Below are 18840 nucleotides of genomic sequence, written 5' to 3'. Positions count from 1 at the left end.
ACCAAATCTACCGGACGGGATTCGAAAAAACTGATAACCAGGGCTGCCGTGAGGCGGCTCTTAATTTTGGGAGGTACTCGCTATTGAGCGTTTACGTTTTATAAGGTGAGACAAAAATTTGATAAAACCCATATGGATAGTGAAACAATTGTATCTGTATTGCGCCAGGAACTTGGACAGTATTCATTTTTTCGGGGGGAACGGATCGCTGTGACAGCAGGCAGCCGGGGTATTGCCAATATCGGATTAATATTAAAAACAATTGTTGGATTTTTAAGGGATAGTGGTGCAAAGCCGTTTATTGTGCCGGCAATGGGAAGTCATGGCGGGGCCAGTGCGGAAGGCCAGAAAGAACTTTTGGCCGGTTATGGAATTACGGAAGAATCTATAGGCTGTCCGATTGCGTCTTCTATGGAAGTAAAGAAAATCGGAAGGACAGTTGATGGGCGGAACGTGTTTATCGACAAGGCGGCAGCGGAGGCCGATGGGATTATTGTTGTGGGACGCATCAAGCCCCATACAGCATTCCGGGGACCTTATCAGAGCGGCCTGATGAAAATGATGGCAATTGGCCTGGGGAAGCAGTATGGAGCCTCCGTATGCCATGCTGAAGGTTTCCAGAGGATGGCCTATAATGTCCAGACCTTCGGGACCGCTATTCTTAAATATGCCAATATTTTGTGTGGAGTGGGCATTGTTGAAAATGCCTTTGATGAGACAAAGAAGATTAAGGTGATGCGCCGGGAGGATATTGAATCCATGGAGCCGAAACTGTTAAAAGAGGCTGAGCAGAGCATGCCGCGAATTTTACTGCCTGCCTGTGATGTGCTCATCGTGGATGAAATTGGAAAAAATTTCAGTGGTGACGGCATGGACCCTAACGTGACGGGGTCATTTGCGACACCTTTTGCCACGGGAGGACTTCGGGCAGAGCGGATATGTCTATTGGATTTATCACCGGAAACCCGTGGCAATGGCATGGGAACAGGAATGGCCAGTGTGATTACTAACCGGATTTTTAAACAGCTTGATGTAAATAAGATGTACATAAATGCTCTGACATGTAAAAATCTCAATGGGTCCAGAATTCCATGTGTCATGACAAATGATAGGGAAGCCATACAATTCTGCCTGAAAACCTGTATCCAAGCGGATATACTCTATCCCAGAATTATTCGGATATTTAACAGTCAGTTTGTCGAATTTATGTGGGTTTCTGAGGCTTTGGCCGGACATCTGCCGGAGAACGTGGAAATCCTTTCAGGACCAGAGACTCTGGCTTTCGATTCGGAAGGCAATCTGACGGACCGGCTGCCAAGACAGAGGGGGCAGAGAAAGCTGAGGTAAAGGAAGAAGCGATTTTCTCGTTGTATTTGTAAAGAAAATGGGATACAATACTATCTATAAGTTGGGAATATCCATATTGTTTTCGAGGCGCAGAAAGGAATCATAAATGAAACTTGGTATAGAAAATTTTGCAAAAATTAAAAATGCGGATATTATTATTGATGGCATTACAGTGATTGCTGGTGAAAATAATACAGGAAAAAGTACAGTGGGAAAAATACTCTTTTCTTTTTTTAATGCGCTGAATGATATTGAAGAGAAAATTTCAGGGGAGCGTATGAGTGAAGTTGATAAGACAAATCGATTAATTCTTCGAAAGTACATAAGTTCTTTAGATATTTCCAGATCGGTGCTGACAAATAGTGTGGTAAATTTATCCAGAAGGATTCGTTTACAGCTAAAAAAAGTGATGGATGAGAATGTGACGATTTCTGACGACAAAATCCGGGAGATAGTTGAACGTAGCCTGGGCCGGAATTCGTTGAAACTGGAAAAGCTGGATGAATGGCCGGACATGGTTGATGAAATGGTTCGTAATATAAGTGAAATATTGCTTTTGCCGGAGGAAACGATTATTCGGGAAGTGATATCCAGGTATTTTAATCGGGTATTTCATGCACAGATGAATTCTGCATCCAATCATCAAAGTGACGAAGCAGTTTTGAAGCTTCAGATCAAAGAAAGATCGGAAAAGCTGTTTTTCAGTAATAATGAATGTAAGCATTTTACAAATGAGCTGAATATTATTCATAAAGCAATTTATATTGATAATCCGTTTGTTATTGATGAGTTATCCGGTTATAATGATCTGAATCCAATGAACGAATTTTTAAAGAATTTGTTGATTGAGGAAGACGGAGACGATGTTATTGACGGTGTTATTGAGTCGGTTCGCACCAAAGAGAAATTAAGCGATATATATGAAACTTTGCAGAGTATTGTTGACGGAGAGATTATTTTTGGCAAGGATGAGGAGTTTTATCTAAAGAATAGCAGTTTTAACGAACCAATAGTCTTTCATAATCTTTCCGCAGGATTAAAAGCATTTGTCATATTAAAAATGCTGATAGAAAAAGGATGTTTGAAGGAAAAAGATGTCGTTATATTAGACGAACCGGAAATACATTTACATCCCCAATGGCAGATTGCATATGCTGAGCTGATTGTATTATTGCAGAAACATTTTGATCTGTCTGTAATCGTGACTACTCACAGTCCATATTTTTTGGATGCAATCCATTTGTTTTCATGTAAACATGGAATTGATGATAAAGTAAATTATTATTTGTCGTCGAATGTTAATGATGCAGTTCAAATGGATTTGGTCACTGAAAATATCGATTTGATATATAAAAAGATGGCTTCGCCGATTCAGGCATTAGATACATTGAGATATGAACTGAATAATGATTGAAAGGGAGATGTCCATGACGGAAGAGGTAATTAATGCACTGCCCCAAATATTCCAAAATCATATCTGTACGCTGAAAAGGGCGTCTTTGGACGATACGAACCGGACGTTCATGTGTGAAAGTGAAATAAAGGTCATTCATTTTGATAAAATACCAAAGGATTATGCACGAGGAAGAGGTTGGAATGGAGTGCCAAGTTCTAATGATGCACTCTACATCAGTTCGCAGGGAAAGTGGTATTTCATAGAGTTTAAAAATGGAACTGTAAAGAAAGAACAAATTTTCAGAAAGTTGTATGATAGTTTAATTATGCTTATAGAGTTAGGTATCATTCCGGATATTGGTTTTATAAGAGATAACATAAATTATATTTTGGTATATAACTCAAATAAGACGGACAAAATCCAAACATCTACTGGAAGAATTGCCAATTACTCGTATATTTTTAATTTGGCGGAACAGGAAGAAAAACTTTTTGGGATTGAGAAGTTTGAAAAATATCTTTTTAATGGGACACATACCTATACGTCGAATCTTTTTGAAAAGAATTTTGTCATTCCAATGGAAACAGAGGAGCGCTTAAAAGAAGTTTAAATTACTGAGGAAAGCCGCCGTTTCACAACCCATCAGCAGGTTGTGAAGCAGCGGCGCTGTTTTTATTTAGCACATGGCGGGCATGTGGTCGGTGCGTCGAAGGAAGGGTTGAAGGCATAGAAGTTTTGGGAATCCAACTGTTCCTGAAGAATCCTCAGAGTTTCACCAAAACGCTGGAAATGGACAATTTCGCGGGCGCGGAGGAAACGGATCGGGTCAGCCACTTCCGGGTCTTTTACAAGACGAAGAATGTTATCATAGGTCGTACGGGCTTTTTGCTCTGCGGCCATATCTTCAAATAGATCGGTAATCGGATCGCCTTTCGACTGGAATTCACAGGCATTGAACGGAACGCCGCCAGCCGCCTGCGGCCAGATGCCAACGGTGTGGTCGATATAGTATTTATCAAAACCATATTTTTTGATTTCGTCCATAGATAAATTCCGGGTAAGCTGGGTGACGATAGTGGCCACCATTTCCAGATGGGCCAGTTCTTCTGTACCGATATCGGTCAACATACCCATGGCCTGGCGGTTCGGCATGGCGAACCGCTGGGAGAGATAACGCATAGAGGCGCCCATCTCGCCGTCAGGGCCTCCGTATTGGCTCATGATCACCTGGGCAATCTGAGCATTTGGCTGTGTGATATTTATCGGATACTGCAATCGTTTCTCATAGTTCCACATGAACAGCTACCTCCTTCCCAAGGCCATTTCTGATGAATCCACTCCCAGGAATTGCTGGCAGCGTCGTTGGCAGTGTCAATGGTTAAAGGGCCGAAACGGCGGGCATATTCTTTCAAGGCTGCGTTTCGGAGCTCGCTGTGTTCGTGAAAATAGGCCAGTGCTTCCTGATTCTTTGGATGGGAATCAAGAAACAGAATAATATCATTCACAGCGAAACTGACTTTATTAATATAATCAAATAATTGAGATTGGGAAAGTTGACATAAATTTCTCATCGCACACACCTCTTTCCACAGAACGGTTTGAGAAGCTCAGGAAAAATGGTGCCGACTTCCAGACTCCGGTTTAAGTCAAATGTTGTCTGAAAGGTCTGCATTGGCACATAGGCCATGGCAATGGGATAGGTGCTGATATTTTCACAGGCCGGTGCTGCCGGAGCCGGCATGGACCGGTTCATTGGCTGGCAGCACGGAGCCATATTTTGTCGGTAATTCATAAAAGCGCCTTTCGTAGAATCGCTCATTTTACTATTAATGTATGAAAACTGAGAAAAAATGTGAAAATATTAAATAATAATTTGAAGAGAGTCGTGTATGTTTTCAATATGAATTTCCTTGCTTCCAGGAGCGTATTCGCCGTCCAGTGTCCACGGAATCTCAGTTTCAGGGTAAACGTCCAATGCGCTGGCTTGGAAAAAGGTGATCACATCCGGGTCATAGGATTGGGTGTTAATGGAAACAACAATCTTTGTCAGATCGATCAAGGTTTTTGGCATTTTGATAAGCATGACCTCAAAAAGGCCGTCATTGAAATCGACAAGTTCTTTATTCAGACGGATCATGCCGCCGATGGATGTGGAGTTACAGACGGCACCCCAGATATAATTCCCTTCCATGACTTCATCACCATGAACGATCTTCATGCGGCATGGTTCAATGGTCGAAAGATCTTTTACGCCTTCCAGAATATAAGCCAGGTGGCCAAGACGGTTTTTCAGGGATTGTGGTGTATTATAAGAAGCTTCCGTGAAGGCGCCGAAGGACGCCACATAGGAAAAATAGAGCTGGTTAAAAGCGCCAATATCAAGTTTGCGCGGAGAACCAGTCATGATCTGACGGGCAATATCTATGGAGCTTCCATTCAGTCCGATACTGCGGGCGAAATCATTCGTACTTCCCGATGGAATATAACCGATAGACGGATGTTCTTCAAGAGAAACAAGTGTGGACACCATTCCATTAAATGTTCCGTCGCCGCCGCTGCAGACAACCAGATCATAATGGCTAGCTTGGCTTAAAGCTTCTTTGATGGCATCAGAAATATATTTTGTGACATTTAAAGTCAGGTCATAACCGGCCTCGCAGAAAATCTGGCAGATATCTAAAAGGCTATCCTTGATTTTTACGGTGCCAGAGCATGGATTTACAATAAAGAGCATACGTTTTTTCATGATGAGCAACCTCCTTCAGGCTTTTGTCCCATCCGCTTGTCCGGATGTCGGGCATACAGATATTATATATTATTTTGTGGGTGGTGGCTACCATAAGTTTTGTAAGAAAACGTTGACAAATGGGGATTCTGTTATATAATTTTAAAAAGCAGGAGAATATTATTTGGAGGCTATCAGATGAAGAAGGTTGTAAAGTTCGGCGGCAGTTCCCTGGCCAGCGCTGAACAGTTTAAAAAGGTAGGGAATATTATTAAAAGCGACCCGGATAGAAAATATGTGATTCCTTCCGCGCCGGGTAAACGTTTCGCGAAGGATGTCAAAGTGACAGACATGCTTTATCATTGCTATGAGACGGCCATGACCGAGACGGATTTCAGAGGACTTCTTGAACAGATTAAGGCGCGGTATAACGAGATTATCCAGGGCTTATCTCTGGACATGTCATTGGATGATGAATTTAAGACCATTGAAACGGCTTTTAAGAATAAAGAAGGTATCGATTATGCAGCCTCCAGAGGAGAATACTTAAATGGTCTTGTGATGGCAAAATATCTGGATTATGAATTTATAGATCCGGTAAAATATATCTTCTTCCGTGAGGACGGACAGTTGGATCAGGAGAAGACTTACAATACATTGGGCAGGAAGCTGAATAAAGTTGAAAGAGCGGTTATTCCGGGATTTTATGGATGCGGTGCTGACGGAAAGGTTCAGACATTTTCACGTGGTGGTTCTGATGTTACCGGTTCGGTTGTTGCCAAAGCTGTATTGGCGGATGTGTATGAAAATTGGACCGATGTTTCCGGTGTCCTTGTGGCTGACCCGAGGATCATTGAGAATCCAAAACCGATTCATACAGTAACTTATAAAGAATTGCGGGAGCTTTCTTATATGGGAGCCAGCGTTCTTCATGAAGATGCGATTTTCCCGGTGCGTACGGAGGGCATTCCGATTAATATCCGAAATACGAATGCGCCGGAGGACGAGGGAACCTTTATCGTTGAAAGTACCTGTGTGAAACCGGAATATACCATTACCGGTATTGCCGGAAAGAAAGGCTTTGTGTCGATCACGATTGAAAAAGATATGATGAATGCTCAGGTCGGCTTTGGACGCCGGGTTCTTGAGGCATTTGAAAAGGAAGGCGTTTCCTTTGAACATATGCCGTCCGGCATTGATACTCTGACCGTTTTTGTGCATCAGGATGAGTTCCAGCAGAAGGAACAGGCCGTTCTTGCAAATTTGCATCGTGCGGTTCATCCGGATTCCATAGAAATGGAGGGTGATTTGGCCCTGGTCGCTGTTGTCGGACGGGGTATGAAGGCGACCCGTGGTACTGCCGGAAGAATCTTCTCCGCATTGGCCCATGCGAATGTCAATGTTAAGATGATTGATCAGGGTTCCAGCGAGTTGAATATCATCATTGGTGTTCAGAACAAGGATTTTGAAGCAGCCATCAAGGCAATTTACGATATTTTTGTGACAATTCGTCTCTAAGTCCGTTTTATGGGACACTGAATCCTTTACAATGAAGCCATCTTAATGAAAAGGTGGTTGATAACATGAAGGGATATGCAGTGACAGAGGGATATATGGGATTAGTCGAAGGTAAATATATGTTATTTGCCAGCGAATCCGACTATAGGGAATATCTGGAAGATTAGCATAAGTAAATACTGAGAAGATGTTGCCGAAGGGCAGCATCTTTTTTGTGTCATAATATGTGGCCAAAGGCGCTGTAGGCGTGTTTTCCGTATTGACATAAATACGTTTTTGTGCTACTATGATAAAGCATTACATGAATAACAGAATGGATTATCAAGGGAATTTGGGAGGAAAAGATAATGAAAAAAAATGTGGTATTTATGGTAGCCGCAGCGTTGGCAGCAGGATGTCTGGTAACGGGATGCGGTAATAAAGCAGCAGAAACAAAAACAGAAACAAAAGCAGAAACAGGTGCGGAGAGTAAGGCAGACGGAGAGACCACTGCAGCGGATGGTGAGCGGACCACGTTTACTGTCGGTTTTGATGCCAGCTTCCCGCCATATGGATATCAGGAAAACGGCGAATATGTTGGTTTTGACCTGGATCTGGCACAGGAAGTCTGTGATCGTAACGGATGGGAGCTTGTGAAAACTCCGATTGACTGGGATGCCAAGGATGCAGAATTAAATTCCGGAGCAATTGATTGTATCTGGAACGGATTTACGATGGATGGTCGTGAAGATAAATATACATGGACCGAACCATATGTAGATAATACACAGGTATTTGCCGTAAAAAAAGATGGAGAGATCGCTTCTGCGGCAGATCTGGCCGGAAAGATTGTATTGGTTCAGGCGGATTCTTCCGCACTGGCGGCATTAAAGGATGAAGAAAACGCTGAGATTAAAGCGTTGGCAGATTCCTTCGCTGAGCTGATCGAAGTACAGGAATATGAATCCGCATTGATGGAACTTGAAGCAGGTTCTGCAGATGCTGTTGCCATGGATGAAGGCGTAGCAAGAGCGAAACAGAGCAAAAATGATAATATTACGATCCTGGATGATGTAATTTCCACAGAACAGTATGGTATCGGTTTCAAACTCGGCAACGAGGGACTTCGGGATCAGGTATGGGCCACACTGCTTGAGATGGAAGCTGACGGTACTGTTGATAAGATTGCTGATAAATATGGCATAAATAAAGACAACATCTGTATTGGCAAATAAAGTATACGGACATCAGGGGAGCGAGCAATATCGCTCCCTTTTACTGTGAACATGATGCAGGATGTTTTTAAGAACAGTATGAACCTTCAGGGAGGTCAATTCATGGCAATTACAGATATTATAAAACAATTATCCAGCGGTATGGGTGTGACCATTGAAATTTTCTTTGTGACACTGGTGTCCTCATTGATCCTTGGTCTTGGTCTGGCCCTTGTCCGTATGTCAAAATTTAAAATTCTATCCATTCTCGCGAAGATATACATATCCATTATGCGTGGAACACCGTTAATGCTCCAGCTGCTGGTAGTTTATTTTGGCCCTTATTTTATTTTTGGAATTCCAATCACACGTTCCTATCGTTTGAATGCGGTATTGATTGGATTTGCCTTAAACTATGCGGCCTATTTTGCAGAGATTTACCGTGGCGGTATTTCCGCTATTCCAGAGGGCCAGTATGAGGCGGCAAAACTGCTTGGTTACAGCAGAAGTCAGACCTTTATTCATATTGTGATGCCTCAGGTCATTAAACGGATCATTCCGGCGGTAGCAAATGAAACGATTACCCTTGTTAAAGATACATCTCTGGCCTTTACCCTGGCTGTGGCAGAGATTTTCACACTGACGAAACAGTTGGTGGCATCCCAGTCTTCGATGATGCCATTTGTAGTTGCTGCCGTATTTTATTATATTTTTAATCTTTTGGTAGCTATGTTCTTTGACCATGTGGAAAAGAAATTGAGTTATTATCGTTAGGAGGATGAGGATGAATTTACTGGAAATGAATCATATAAAAAAGAGCTTCGATGGACTTGAAGTTTTAAAGGATATCTCTCTGACGGTAAATGAAGGGCAGGTATTGAGTATCATCGGGCCGTCAGGCTCAGGAAAATCCACGTTGCTCCGTTGCGCTACGATGCTTGAGAAGGTTGATGACGGAGATATCATTTATATGGGTGAAGCGGCGGCAAAGAGTGAGGGCGGCAGAGCCATTTATGCAAAAACATCAGATTTAAAGCGAATCCATAGTTATTATGGCCTGGTTTTCCAGAACTTTAATTTATTTCCCCACTATTCGGTCATTAAAAATATTACAGACGCACCGTTGAAGGTGCAGCATCGAAATAAGAAAGAAGTGTTTGAAGAGGCTAAAGAACTGCTCCGCAAGATGGGGCTTTCGGATAAAGCCAATGCCTACCCGCACCAGTTATCCGGGGGCCAGCAGCAGCGTGTGTCTATTGCGCGGGCTTTGGCGATGAACCCAAAGATATTGTTCTTTGACGAACCGACTTCAGCCCTGGACCCGGAGTTGACGGGAGAAATTTTAAAAATAATTAAAAACCTGGCGGCAGAAAAAATGACGATGGTCATTGTTACCCATGAGATGAATTTTGCACGGAATGTGTCGGACTATGTCATTTTTATGGATAAAGGGGTCATTGTTGAGGAAGGTTCACCGGAAACCGTATTTAACTCACAGAATCAGCGAATGAAAGAATTTCTTGGAAAATTTAATGCGGATTAAGGGACGCAGGTGATTTGATCAAAATGGCATTGCTTTGGCAATGCTATTTTTGTTCTTGACATTCCTCCGGAATGAAGATATGATAATGATATCATTATGATATCATTATCAAAGGAGGATAATTTATGAAGACAGAAAACAAAAATATTGAAGAAAAAATTCTTCATCCTGCCAATGGCGTTGTGATGCTTGTTATTAATCTGATTATACTGGTGGCGTTTGGATTTTTGTTTGCTTTTGGCATCCGACAGGCAGTAGATAAACATGTTGTGGCAGCAGTGATCATGATCGTGGCGGCTTGTATCGGTATGGTTGCCGTATGTATTGCATTTGGAGGATTAAAGACGGTGCGTCCGAATGAGGCGCTGGTGCTGACTCTGTTTGGCGCTTACTATGGAACTATTCGGGAATCCGGTTTTTATTTTGTCAATCCTTTTTGTGAGTCCAATAGCCCGGTCTACGATAAAGCAAGGAGTGCGGCCATAAAAGCAGCAAAATCAAAGTCAGATGATATGGAAGTCATATCTGTTCCGACCAGAAAACGGGTATCCTTAAAAAGCAATACATTGAAAAATGAAAAGCAGAAGGTTAATGACGGTATGGGCAACCCGATCGTTATCGGCACCAATGTTATCTGGCGAGTATCGAACCCGACAAAGGCCGTTTTCAATGTGGAGGATTATGCGGAATTTATTTCCATTCAAACCGACTCTACGGTGCGCAATATTGCCCGTCTTTATCCATATGATGTGGTGGATGAGGACAATGATGAGAGTGAAAAGACATTGCGGGGCAGTGTCCAGGAAATTGCCGATCGGATGGAAGAAGCTTTGCAGGAACGGGTGAATGTGGCAGGTATTATCATTGAAGATGTGAAGATTACCAATTTAGCCTATTCGGAGGAAATTGCGGCGGCGATGCTTCAGCGTCAGCAGGCGACAGCTATTATCGCGGCACGTCAGAAGATTGTTGACGGCGCAGTGGGTATGGTGAAAATGGCCATCGATAAACTTGGAGATGAAGAGATCGTTCTTTTGGATGAGGAACGGAAAGCAGCGATGGTGAGCAATCTGCTTGTCGTTCTCTGTTCCGGAAAAGATACACAGCCTATTGTCAACAGCGGCAGTATATATTAACCGAAGTATTTGACATAGAGTATGCCTGAAAGGTAAACTATAGAGTAGAGGGAAGGAGGCGGAGCCATGGCGATGAATCATTTGGATGAGCGTTTAGATGAAAAGGAAGAAAAGCTTCGTGCGCGTATGGAAAAACTGGATTCCCTTGAGAAAGAAATCAAAGCGCGGGAGAAGGCCATGAAGGCCAGAGAAAATGCAAAAAAGCAGGTGCTGCTTCGTCTGCCTCAGGGGCTTTGGGAGGATATCTCCCAGTGGGCCGGCGATGACTTCCGCTCAATTAATGGACAGATAGAATATTTGCTGACAGAGGCGGTGAGAAACCGTAAAAAAGGAAAGGGATGATCGAGTGAGTCAGGAACACAGATTGATGAAGGAAGAAATTTTGTCCAGGGTAGATCATACATTATTGGCGCAGACAGCGACCTGGGATGAAATTAAAGCATTGTGTGATGATGCCATCACCTATAGAACAGCTTCGGTGTGCATACCGCCGAGTTTTGTTAAAATGGCAAAGAGTTATGTAGGGGAACGGATGAAAATCTGTACGGTCATCGGCTTTCCGAATGGTTATTCAACTTCGGAAGTAAAGATTTTTGAGACACAGCAGGCTCTGGACGATGGGGCGGATGAGATTGACATGGTGATCAACCTCGGTGCCGTTAAAGAGGGGAAATATGACCGGGTTCTTCAGGAAATCCGGGAGATAAAGTCCGTATGCGGCGGCCATATTTTAAAAGTAATTATCGAAACCTGCTTTTTGACGAAGGAAGAAAAAATCCATCTTTGTCATGTCGTCACCGATTCAGGGGCAGATTACATTAAGACCTCCACCGGATTCGGCGGCGGCGGAGCCACTTTTGAGAATGTCAAGCTTTTCGCCGAACATATCGGACCCGGCGTTAAGATCAAGGCGGCAGGCGGCATTGCTTCGATGGAAGATGGGGAGAAATTTATCGAACTGGGAGCTTCCAGACTCGGTACCAGCCGGATTGTAAAGCTTGTCAAAGGGGAGATGTAGCATGTGGGAAGAACTCATACGAAAGGCCATTGCTCAGATGGATTATGCATATGCGCCTTATTCGCAGTTTAAGGTTGGCGCTGCGCTTTTGTGCATGGATGGTCGGATTTTTACCGGATGCAATATAGAGAATTCAGCCTATGGTCCGTCAAATTGTGCGGAACGGACGGCAATCTTTAAAGCAGTGAGTGAGGGATTTCGGAATTTTAAGGCGATCGCTATTGTTGGTGGAAAGTATGGAAAAATTCAGGATTATTGTGCACCCTGCGGTGTCTGCCGGCAGGTGATGGCAGAGTTTTGTGATCCGGAAGCGTTTCAGGTCGTTATGGCCAAAAGTCCGGAGGATTATAAGGTATATACTCTGGGCGAATTACTTCCGAAGGCTTTTTCGCCGGAGACATTGGAGGTGGAGCGGGGATGAAAACCTTTCGACGGATATTTTTAATTGTTATTGATTCTCTTGGCATCGGCGAGATGCCGGATGCGGCGGATTACGGTGATGTCGGCGCCGATACGCTTGGACATATATCCGAATGTGCCGATACCTTTGATATTCCGAATCTTCGAAAGCTTGGCATGGCAAATCTAAAACAATTGAAACAGGTTAAACCGATTGCAGAACCTGTGGGTTATTATGCGGTCCTGAGGGAAGCCAGTGCCAGCAAAGATACGATGACGGGACATTGGGAAATGATGGGCTTAAAAGTGACAACGCCGTTTAAGACTTTTTCGGAAAATGGATTCCCGGAGGATTTGATCGCTGAGTTGGAACGGCGCACGGGGCATAAGGTTATAGGCAATAAGAGCGTCAGCGGGACGGTTATCCTGGATGAACTGGGCGAAGAGGAAATTGCCACAGGGCATATGATTGTTTATACGTCTGCCGATTCAGTGCTCCAGATTTGCGGGAATGAGGAAACTTTTGACTTAAAGGAGTTGTATCGCTGCTGTGAGATCGCCAGAGAACTGACGATGCGGGAAGAATGGAAGGTCGGCAGGGTCATTGCCAGACCTTATGTGGGAAAGAAGCGGGGCGAGTTTAAGCGTACCAGCAACCGTCATGATTATGCCTTAAAACCCTTTGGAGCAACAGCTCTGAATGTCCTGAAAGACGCCGGACTGGATGTTATTGCTGTAGGAAAGATTAACGATATTTTTGTTGGTGAAGGCATTACCCGGGCGGAACGTTCAAAATCCTCAGTCCATGGTATGGAGCAGACGATTGATATTGCCGGAGAAGATTTTAAAGGACTCTGTTTTGTCAATCTGGTGGATTTTGATGCACTTTGGGGACACCGAAGAAATCCTCAAGGTTACAAAGAAGAGCTGGAACGGTTTGACGTAAAACTTGGAGAACTTTTAGAAAAACTGGGATCAGAAGATCTGCTTATGATTACGGCGGACCACGGCAATGACCCGACGTATAAAGGAACGGACCATACCCGGGAGAAAGTGCCGCTGCTCCTTTATTCGCCGGCATTTAACGGCGGCGGATGTATCGGTGAGCTGGACACCTTTGCGGTCATCGGGGCAACTATCGCCGATAATTTTGGTGTGTCCATGCCGGAAAAAACTATTGGATATTCTATAGGGAATAAATTAGACTAAAAGTAATATACGATCAGATAAGACTTCAAAGAGGGAGAGAAAAGGGCTTATGCATCACGAACTTTACTTACATGTTGCCTTCTTTTTTATCTATTCCTTTTTAGGGTGGGTGACAGAAGAAATATTTGCAGCTTTTAAATATGGCCGTTTTATCAATCGGGGTTTTTTGAATGGGCCTATGTGTCCTGTTTATGGAATCAGTATGTTTGTCATATTTAACGTACTTTCAGATTACAGCCTGCAGCCCTTTTGGCAGGTGATCGGAGCCATAGGAATTGTGACTGTGATTGAGTATGTGACAGGAGCTCTTCTTAGAAAAATCACGGGACGACGTTTCTGGGATTACCGGGATATGCCTTATAATTTGGATGGATACATTTGTCTCAGATATTCCATTGTCTGGGGAATGCTGGCAGCAGTGGCATTGTGGCTTGTGCAGCCTGCGATTTCTATTCTGCTTCTCATTTTGCCGAAGCGGGCAGTTGGCCTGGCGCTGTGGGTCGCGGGAACAGTATTCATTTTAGATTTGGGTGTGACTCTGGCGGCTTCTATGCATTTGAATTTAAAGGGCGGTATGGCAGAAAATGTGGTGAACCAGGCAAATCAGGTGCGCAGACATATGGGAAGGCAGATATTTATGGCGGTGCAGCGCCGTATGTATACGTCCTTCCCGGAATTAAAGAGTCAGGAACCTTCGGAAGAAAAAGGGTTCGGACGGGTAGACGGGCGCGTTTTTGCAAAAGGCCTCTGCCTGGAAAAGCTTATCTGGATGTTTTTCATCAGCGGTGTGGCCGGGGATATTGTTGAAACGATTTATATGTGGGGGACAACGGGGCAGGTAATGAGCCGCAGCAGTTTTCTATATATACCTTTCAGTATCGTCTGGGGTGCCGGCGGTGCTCTGGGCATAGGATTGTTGTATTCCGTGAAAAGAAGCGGGTTTTTCGTCTTTCTCGGCGGTTTCTTTTTTGGGGGCGTGTTTGAGTATACCTGTTCGGTGCTTGCTGAATTCCTGTTCGGGACTACCTTTTGGGATTACAGCCGAATTCCTTTTAACTTGAATGGACGGATTAACTTGTTATTCTGCGGTTTTTGGGGAATTGCCGCTCTGATACTTATTTATCTGGTTTATCCGGTAGTCAGCCGATGGATTGAAAAGATTCCTTTGATCTCGGGAACAATCCTGACCTGGGCGCTGATGGTGATCATGGTACTTACTGCATTGATATCGTCTATGGCGATCACACGCTACGTACAGCGTCAGGCATCAATCCCGCCGAAGAGTGTTGTGGGGGAATTTCTGGACGCCCAGTATCCGGACGCCATGGTGGAAAGTGTTTATCCTTATATGAAAATTGTGAAATGATTAAAAATCAGAGCTTAGTCAGAATGCTCAATGTTCTGACTAAGCTCTTTTTCTAGCTCAATTCTTTAATACGTTGTATGGTCATTTGGACAGCCTTGTCAATGAATTGCTGCAGGGGTCCGTTAGAAAGCATGGCAATCCGGGTATTGCAGCTGTCGAATGGAATGAGGATACGCAGGGCATCGCTCTGCCCGACGGCGTTGGCCATTTTCGGGGATAATTCACCGAGAATGGAGTCTGGTACGACAATGGCAACAACCCCAACAATGATATCTGCCCTGCCGGCATTTTTTACAATGGCATTTTCTCCGGTAGCTCCATCAGTAGCTCCGGCCCGCATCATGTTTGAGGTGGCTGCCGAATTGGTTCCAAGGGCTCTGATAATGACCGGCAGATCTTTCGGAAGCTGTTTTGTCAGGCTTTCAATGTACTGACGGCCGATGCCGCCGCCCTGCCCGTCAACAACGGCAATTAAAATATCTTTTTTTATCATGTGTGTGATCTCCGTTTACCAGCGGCCGAATTCGGACAGCTCGAGCCCTTTATTTTTGTCTAACACGGTGTTGACTGCCCATTCATGGATAAAGAGAAGAAGTGGATTACCTTTCAGGTCTTTGACTCGTTTCATGTCGGAGGTTCCGTTGATACGTGCAACATCTGTATCAGGACTTGTTACCCAACGAATATATTCATGCGGCATGGTATCCATACGGATTTCAACGCCGTATTCGTTTTCAAGACGGAACTTTAATACATCAAACTGGAGAACACCGACAACGCCGACGATAATTTCTTCCATACCCGTATTGTATTCCTGGAAAATCTGAATGGCACCTTCCTGGGCAATCTGGGTAACGCCTTTAATAAATTGTTTACGTTTCATCGTATCAACCTGGCGTACTTTTGCAAAATGTTCCGGCGCGAAGGTTGGGATGCCTTCATAAGCAAAGGTTTTGCCCGGAACGGAAATGGTATCCCCAATAGAGAAAATACCTGGGTCAAAAACGCCGATAATATCTCCTGCATAGGCTTCATCCAGAATCTTTCGTTCCTGGGCCATCAATTGCTGCGGCTGGGATAGTTTTAATTTCTTTTTACCCTGAATGTGGTAAACATCCATACCGGCTTCAAATTTACCGGAACAGATGCGCATAAAAGCAATACGGTCACGATGGGCTTTATTCATATTGGCCTGAATTTTAAAGACGAATGCGGAAAAATCTTTGTCAAAAGGACTGATTTCACCAATATCGGATTTACGTGGCAGAGGATGGCTTGTCATTTCAAGAAAGTAATTCAAAAAGATTTCGATTCCGAAGTTGGTCAGGGCGGAACCAAAAAATACCGGTGTCTGTTTGCCGTGGCTGACTTTTTCAATATCAAATTCGGCGCTTGCGCCGTCCAGAAGTTCAATATCGTCCTGAAGGGTCTGGAACAGCTCATCGCCGACCATGCCGAGAAGTTCCGGAGAATCTACATCGAGATTTTCGGAATCTACTTCTTTCTGCCCGTTAGCAAAGGCGGTAAAAGTAGTTACATGTTTGGCACGGCGGTCATAGACACCACGGAATTCCTTACCGGAACCGATCGGCCAGTTCATTGGACAGGTAGCGATGCCGAGGACAGATTCAATTTCATCCATCAATTCAAAAGGGTCATTGGCGTCCCGGTCCATTTTATTAATAAAAGTGAAAATCGGGATATCCCTGAGCAGACATACTTTAAATAATTTCTTTGTCTGAGCCTCAACACCCTTGGAGGCGTCAATGACCATGACAGCGGAGTCAGCCGCCATCAGTGTACGGTAAGTATCCTCGGAGAAATCCTGATGTCCCGGAGTATCCAGAATATTAATGCAGTATCCGTCATATTCAAACTGCAGTACAGACGAGGTGACGGAAATACCTCTCTGTTTTTCAATTTCCATCCAATCGGAAACCGCATGTTTTGCCGTTTTCTTTCCTTTGACCGAACCGGCCAGGTTAATTGCGCCGCCATAGAGAAGGAATTTCTCTGTCAAAGTGGTTTTGCCCGCATCCGGATGGGAGATGATGGCAAAGGTTCTTCGTTTACTAATTTCTTCTTTTAAGTTTGCCAAGGGACTACCTCCAAATCATATCTGTTTCATAATCACTAAATTTAAATTATAGCTTATAGTTAAATGAAGTGTCAATATAAAGAATACATTTGATTGACGAATGTAAAATTCCTGTTTAAAATAAGTAGAAAGGGGGCATATTATAATGGAAAAAGCAGAAAAGAGAGGAAACAAGGGCGGAGCGGCGCTTGTTATCCGGGCAGTGATCATCCTGATTTTAGCATTGGCGCTCATTGTTGCAGGATATGTGATTTATCTTCAGGCAAATTATTACCGGATTGAGGATCATGCGGCGTTGGAAGTGGAAAACAATAGGGAAAATGCGCTCAAGATCGGGGATACATATACAGCAGTTACCTATAATATCGGTTTCGGCACCTACGGACCGGATTACAGCTTTTTTATGGACACCGGAGAAATGAAGGACGGAACTAAAACAGCGGGGAAATATGGAAAGGCATTGAATCTGGCGTCAGTTGAGACGCATACGGAAGGGGCGCTGGATGTCATTGAAGACTTGGCGGCAGATTTTTATCTGCTCCAGGAAGTGGATGTAGACGCAGACAGGAGCTATCATGTGAATCAGGAAGATTATATAAAAACGGCGATGACGGATTATGCCAGCATTTTTGCCAATAATTTTCATTCAGCCTATCTTTTTTATCCGTTCAATGACCCGCATGGAGCGGTGCAGGCCGGATTGTTGAGTTTCAGCCGTTATCAAATTTCAGGGGCAGAACGCCGCAGTTATCCGGTGGATAACAGTTTTATCACCAAGTTTACGGATTTGGACCGCTGCTTTGCTCAGATGCGCCTTCCGGTGGAGGGGGGACATGAGCTGATATTGATCAACAGCCATATGTCGGCCTATGACGAGGGCGGCACCATTCGTGCCCGGCAGTTGGAACTGCTGAATTCGGTCATAGCCGAAGAATATGCCAAAGGTAATTACGTCATTGTGGGCGGAGATTTTAACCATGCCATGGGTGAGGCGGTGGCAGAAGGATTTCCTTCGGAACAGAAATTCCCGGCCTGGGTTGCTGTGTTGACGGAAGATGATCTGGTTGACGGTGTGAGAATCGTGCGGGCAGATAATGAACTGGAAGTCCCGACCTGCCGGGGAGCTGATATTCCCTATACAAAGGGTGTGAATTATACAACCGTGGTCGATGGGTTCCTTGTGACAGATAATGTGAGGGCAACGGCAGAGAATATCGATACGGATTTTGCCTGGAGCGATCATAATCCGGTGAGGCTCCGGTTTGAATTAATAGAAAATTAATGTTATACTGTCTGAAAGACTTGTGATGCAGACTTGGAGAGGTGGGAATTTTATGAATAATATTCAGGAAATAGAAACTTCCGTCGGAACCTTTATGGCCGGTCGGGTAGAATTTTATGAGAATGGTACGGTGAAATCGGCGGAGCCGGAGCAGCAGGTGTTTTTCAGTCATGAAACCGGACTGTACATTGCCTACGATAATACGCCGCTAAAAGATGAAGAGCATCTTCCCACCCTGGAGTTTGATCCGGATGGACGTGTAAAGGCACTTCGTACGGTGGGAACCGGGTTGATCTGTCGGGTGAAGAATGGGGCGGAAGCTGGCAGTGTGCTTCGCATCGGCGCCGAATGGCGTCCGGATCCACGAGATACGGGAGCAAATGTATTGATTCCGATTCGTATTCAATTTTTTGAAAATGAATTGCTGGTGACAGACAGTGATGGTCAGGACCATCATCTGCCTTTGGACGTTTATGCGATCCAGGTGGACTATCTGACGGACAATATCGTTATGGGCGGCGGCTGTGGAGATTGCAGTACATGTAATGGATGCTGCAGTGTCCAGTAACGGACAAGACAAGAAGCAGATAGACGTCAGCGGGAAGTTTGA

Annotated in this window: 21 protein-coding genes; 15 read left to right on the top strand and 6 right to left on the bottom strand. The window is 44.2% G+C overall.

The features are described from left to right. The first annotated feature begins 105 nt into the window (after nt 1-105). The 3 genes from EV212_RS12900 (at nt 106) to EV212_RS12890 (ending at nt 3353) form a co-directional block, all read left to right on the top strand. Nucleotides 106-1347, top strand: coding sequence for a nickel pincer cofactor-dependent isomerase, group 22 (locus tag EV212_RS12900; protein ID WP_456298273.1), 1242 nt, complete (start codon nt 106-108; stop codon nt 1345-1347). A 106-nt stretch (nt 1348-1453) separates the two neighbouring features. Beyond that, nucleotides 1454-2761, top strand: a complete 1308-nt coding sequence (locus tag EV212_RS12895) for an AAA family ATPase (protein WP_132094259.1) — start codon at nt 1454-1456, stop codon at nt 2759-2761. 109 nt (nt 2762-2870) lie between these two features. Further along, on the top strand, nt 2871-3353 hold the full coding sequence (locus EV212_RS12890; protein WP_132094256.1) for a hypothetical protein: 483 nt from the start codon (nt 2871-2873) through the stop codon (nt 3351-3353). A 62-nt stretch (nt 3354-3415) separates the two neighbouring features. On the opposite strand, the gene EV212_RS12885 is transcribed toward EV212_RS12890, so the two are convergent. The 4 genes from EV212_RS12885 to EV212_RS12870 all read right to left on the bottom strand — a co-directional run bounded on the left by EV212_RS12885 (nt 3416) and on the right by EV212_RS12870 (nt 5489). Beyond that, complete coding sequence (locus EV212_RS12885) at nt 3416-4039, bottom strand: manganese catalase family protein (protein ID WP_132094254.1); 624 nt, start codon at nt 4037-4039, stop codon at nt 3416-3418. After that, nucleotides 4003-4314 (bottom strand): spore coat protein CotJB, encoded by a 312-nt coding sequence (locus EV212_RS12880; protein WP_132094251.1) that lies wholly within the window; start codon nt 4312-4314, stop codon nt 4003-4005. Before EV212_RS12880 ends, EV212_RS12885 begins: the two co-directional genes overlap by 37 nt. Then, nucleotides 4311-4535 carry a spore coat associated protein CotJA gene (locus EV212_RS12875; RefSeq protein ID WP_243115564.1) on the bottom strand — a complete coding sequence of 75 codons (225 nt, stop codon included), beginning with the start codon at nt 4533-4535 and terminating at the stop codon, nt 4311-4313. The genes EV212_RS12880 and EV212_RS12875 overlap by 4 nt, the downstream gene beginning before the upstream one ends. Nucleotides 4536-4604: 69 nt before the next feature. Beyond that, on the bottom strand, nt 4605-5489 hold the full coding sequence (locus tag EV212_RS12870) for a diacylglycerol/lipid kinase family protein (protein ID WP_132094246.1): 885 nt from the start codon (nt 5487-5489) through the stop codon (nt 4605-4607). A gap of 177 nt (nt 5490-5666) precedes the next feature. Between EV212_RS12870 and EV212_RS12865 the strand changes: the two genes are divergently transcribed. From EV212_RS12865 to EV212_RS12825, 10 genes are all read left to right on the top strand, one after another. Next, nucleotides 5667-6986, top strand: coding sequence for an aspartate kinase (locus EV212_RS12865; RefSeq protein WP_132094243.1), 1320 nt, complete (start codon nt 5667-5669; stop codon nt 6984-6986). Nucleotides 6987-7333: 347 nt separating this feature from the next. Next, a complete protein-coding gene (locus EV212_RS13785; protein ID WP_243115563.1) occupies nt 7334-8200 on the top strand; it encodes an amino acid ABC transporter substrate-binding protein in 867 nt (288 codons plus the stop codon). 102 nt (nt 8201-8302) lie between these two features. Then, on the top strand, nt 8303-8953 hold the full coding sequence (locus tag EV212_RS13780; RefSeq protein ID WP_243115562.1) for an amino acid ABC transporter permease: 651 nt from the start codon (nt 8303-8305) through the stop codon (nt 8951-8953). A 10-nt stretch (nt 8954-8963) separates the two neighbouring features. After that, entirely contained in the window at nt 8964-9722 is a 759-nt protein-coding gene (locus EV212_RS12855) for an amino acid ABC transporter ATP-binding protein (RefSeq protein WP_132094240.1), read from the top strand. A gap of 125 nt (nt 9723-9847) precedes the next feature. Further along, entirely contained in the window at nt 9848-10858 is a 1011-nt protein-coding gene (locus tag EV212_RS12850; RefSeq protein WP_132094237.1) for an SPFH domain-containing protein, read from the top strand. 177 nt (nt 10859-11035) lie between these two features. Next, the gene (locus EV212_RS13990; protein WP_132094268.1) at nt 11036-11200 is read left to right on the top strand and encodes an Arc family DNA-binding protein; all 165 of its coding nucleotides are present in this window, start codon (nt 11036-11038) and stop codon (nt 11198-11200) included. Nucleotides 11201-11222: 22 nt separating this feature from the next. Continuing rightward, a complete protein-coding gene (deoC, locus tag EV212_RS12840) occupies nt 11223-11876 on the top strand; it encodes a deoxyribose-phosphate aldolase (RefSeq protein WP_132094265.1) in 654 nt (217 codons plus the stop codon). Nucleotide 11877: 1 nt separating this feature from the next. Beyond that, the gene (locus EV212_RS12835; protein WP_132094234.1) at nt 11878-12297 is read left to right on the top strand and encodes a cytidine deaminase; all 420 of its coding nucleotides are present in this window, start codon (nt 11878-11880) and stop codon (nt 12295-12297) included. Next, nucleotides 12294-13484, top strand: a complete 1191-nt coding sequence (locus EV212_RS12830; protein ID WP_132094231.1) for a phosphopentomutase — start codon at nt 12294-12296, stop codon at nt 13482-13484. Before EV212_RS12835 ends, EV212_RS12830 begins: the two co-directional genes overlap by 4 nt. 49 nt (nt 13485-13533) lie before the next feature. Further along, a complete protein-coding gene (locus tag EV212_RS12825) occupies nt 13534-14850 on the top strand; it encodes a putative ABC transporter permease (RefSeq protein WP_132094228.1) in 1317 nt (438 codons plus the stop codon). Nucleotides 14851-14902: 52 nt separating this feature from the next. Here EV212_RS12825 and EV212_RS12820 read toward each other — a convergent pair whose 3' ends face one another. Together EV212_RS12820 and EV212_RS12815 are read right to left on the bottom strand one after the other, a co-directional pair. After that, nucleotides 14903-15343 (bottom strand): DUF3842 family protein, encoded by a 441-nt coding sequence (locus EV212_RS12820; RefSeq protein WP_132094225.1) that lies wholly within the window; start codon nt 15341-15343, stop codon nt 14903-14905. A 15-nt stretch (nt 15344-15358) separates the two neighbouring features. After that, on the bottom strand, nt 15359-16948 hold the full coding sequence (locus EV212_RS12815; RefSeq protein ID WP_132094222.1) for a peptide chain release factor 3: 1590 nt from the start codon (nt 16946-16948) through the stop codon (nt 15359-15361). Between the two features lie 145 nt (nt 16949-17093). Between EV212_RS12815 and EV212_RS12810 the strand changes: the two genes are divergently transcribed. Further along, nucleotides 17094-18230: an endonuclease/exonuclease/phosphatase family protein gene (locus EV212_RS12810; RefSeq protein ID WP_132094219.1), complete on the top strand. Its 1137-nt coding sequence runs from the start codon at nt 17094-17096 to the stop codon at nt 18228-18230. A gap of 52 nt (nt 18231-18282) precedes the next feature. Then, nucleotides 18283-18798, top strand: coding sequence for a hypothetical protein (locus tag EV212_RS12805; RefSeq protein WP_132094216.1), 516 nt, complete (start codon nt 18283-18285; stop codon nt 18796-18798). The last annotated feature ends 42 nt before the right edge of the window (nt 18799-18840 follow it).

The organism is Frisingicoccus caecimuris (assembly GCF_004340975.1).
GTDB lineage: Bacteria > Bacillota > Clostridia > Lachnospirales > Lachnospiraceae > Frisingicoccus > Frisingicoccus caecimuris.
This window is presented reverse-complemented; position numbering and strand designations above follow the sequence as displayed.

Coding starts and splice junctions, on each gene's coding strand:
- EV212_RS12870 (WP_132094246.1), bottom strand. CDS start 5,489: ATGAAAAAACGTATGCTCTTTATTGTAAATCCATGCTCTGGCACCGTA.
- EV212_RS12825 (WP_132094228.1), top strand. CDS start 13,534: ATGCATCACGAACTTTACTTACATGTTGCCTTCTTTTTTATCTATTCC.
- EV212_RS12880 (WP_132094251.1), bottom strand. CDS start 4,314: ATGAGAAATTTATGTCAACTTTCCCAATCTCAATTATTTGATTATATT.
- EV212_RS12820 (WP_132094225.1), bottom strand. CDS start 15,343: ATGATAAAAAAAGATATTTTAATTGCCGTTGTTGACGGGCAGGGCGGC.
- EV212_RS12810 (WP_132094219.1), top strand. CDS start 17,094: ATGGAAAAAGCAGAAAAGAGAGGAAACAAGGGCGGAGCGGCGCTTGTT.
- EV212_RS12835 (WP_132094234.1), top strand. CDS start 11,878: ATGTGGGAAGAACTCATACGAAAGGCCATTGCTCAGATGGATTATGCA.
- EV212_RS12830 (WP_132094231.1), top strand. CDS start 12,294: ATGAAAACCTTTCGACGGATATTTTTAATTGTTATTGATTCTCTTGGC.
- EV212_RS13990 (WP_132094268.1), top strand. CDS start 11,036: ATGAAGGCCAGAGAAAATGCAAAAAAGCAGGTGCTGCTTCGTCTGCCT.
- EV212_RS12855 (WP_132094240.1), top strand. CDS start 8,964: ATGAATTTACTGGAAATGAATCATATAAAAAAGAGCTTCGATGGACTT.
- EV212_RS12850 (WP_132094237.1), top strand. CDS start 9,848: ATGAAGACAGAAAACAAAAATATTGAAGAAAAAATTCTTCATCCTGCC.
- EV212_RS12890 (WP_132094256.1), top strand. CDS start 2,871: ATGTGTGAAAGTGAAATAAAGGTCATTCATTTTGATAAAATACCAAAG.
- EV212_RS13785 (WP_243115563.1), top strand. CDS start 7,334: ATGAAAAAAAATGTGGTATTTATGGTAGCCGCAGCGTTGGCAGCAGGA.
- EV212_RS12865 (WP_132094243.1), top strand. CDS start 5,667: ATGAAGAAGGTTGTAAAGTTCGGCGGCAGTTCCCTGGCCAGCGCTGAA.
- EV212_RS12805 (WP_132094216.1), top strand. CDS start 18,283: ATGAATAATATTCAGGAAATAGAAACTTCCGTCGGAACCTTTATGGCC.
- EV212_RS12875 (WP_243115564.1), bottom strand. CDS start 4,535: ATGAATTACCGACAAAATATGGCTCCGTGCTGCCAGCCAATGAACCGG.
- EV212_RS12885 (WP_132094254.1), bottom strand. CDS start 4,039: ATGTGGAACTATGAGAAACGATTGCAGTATCCGATAAATATCACACAG.
- EV212_RS13780 (WP_243115562.1), top strand. CDS start 8,303: ATGGCAATTACAGATATTATAAAACAATTATCCAGCGGTATGGGTGTG.
- EV212_RS12895 (WP_132094259.1), top strand. CDS start 1,454: ATGAAACTTGGTATAGAAAATTTTGCAAAAATTAAAAATGCGGATATT.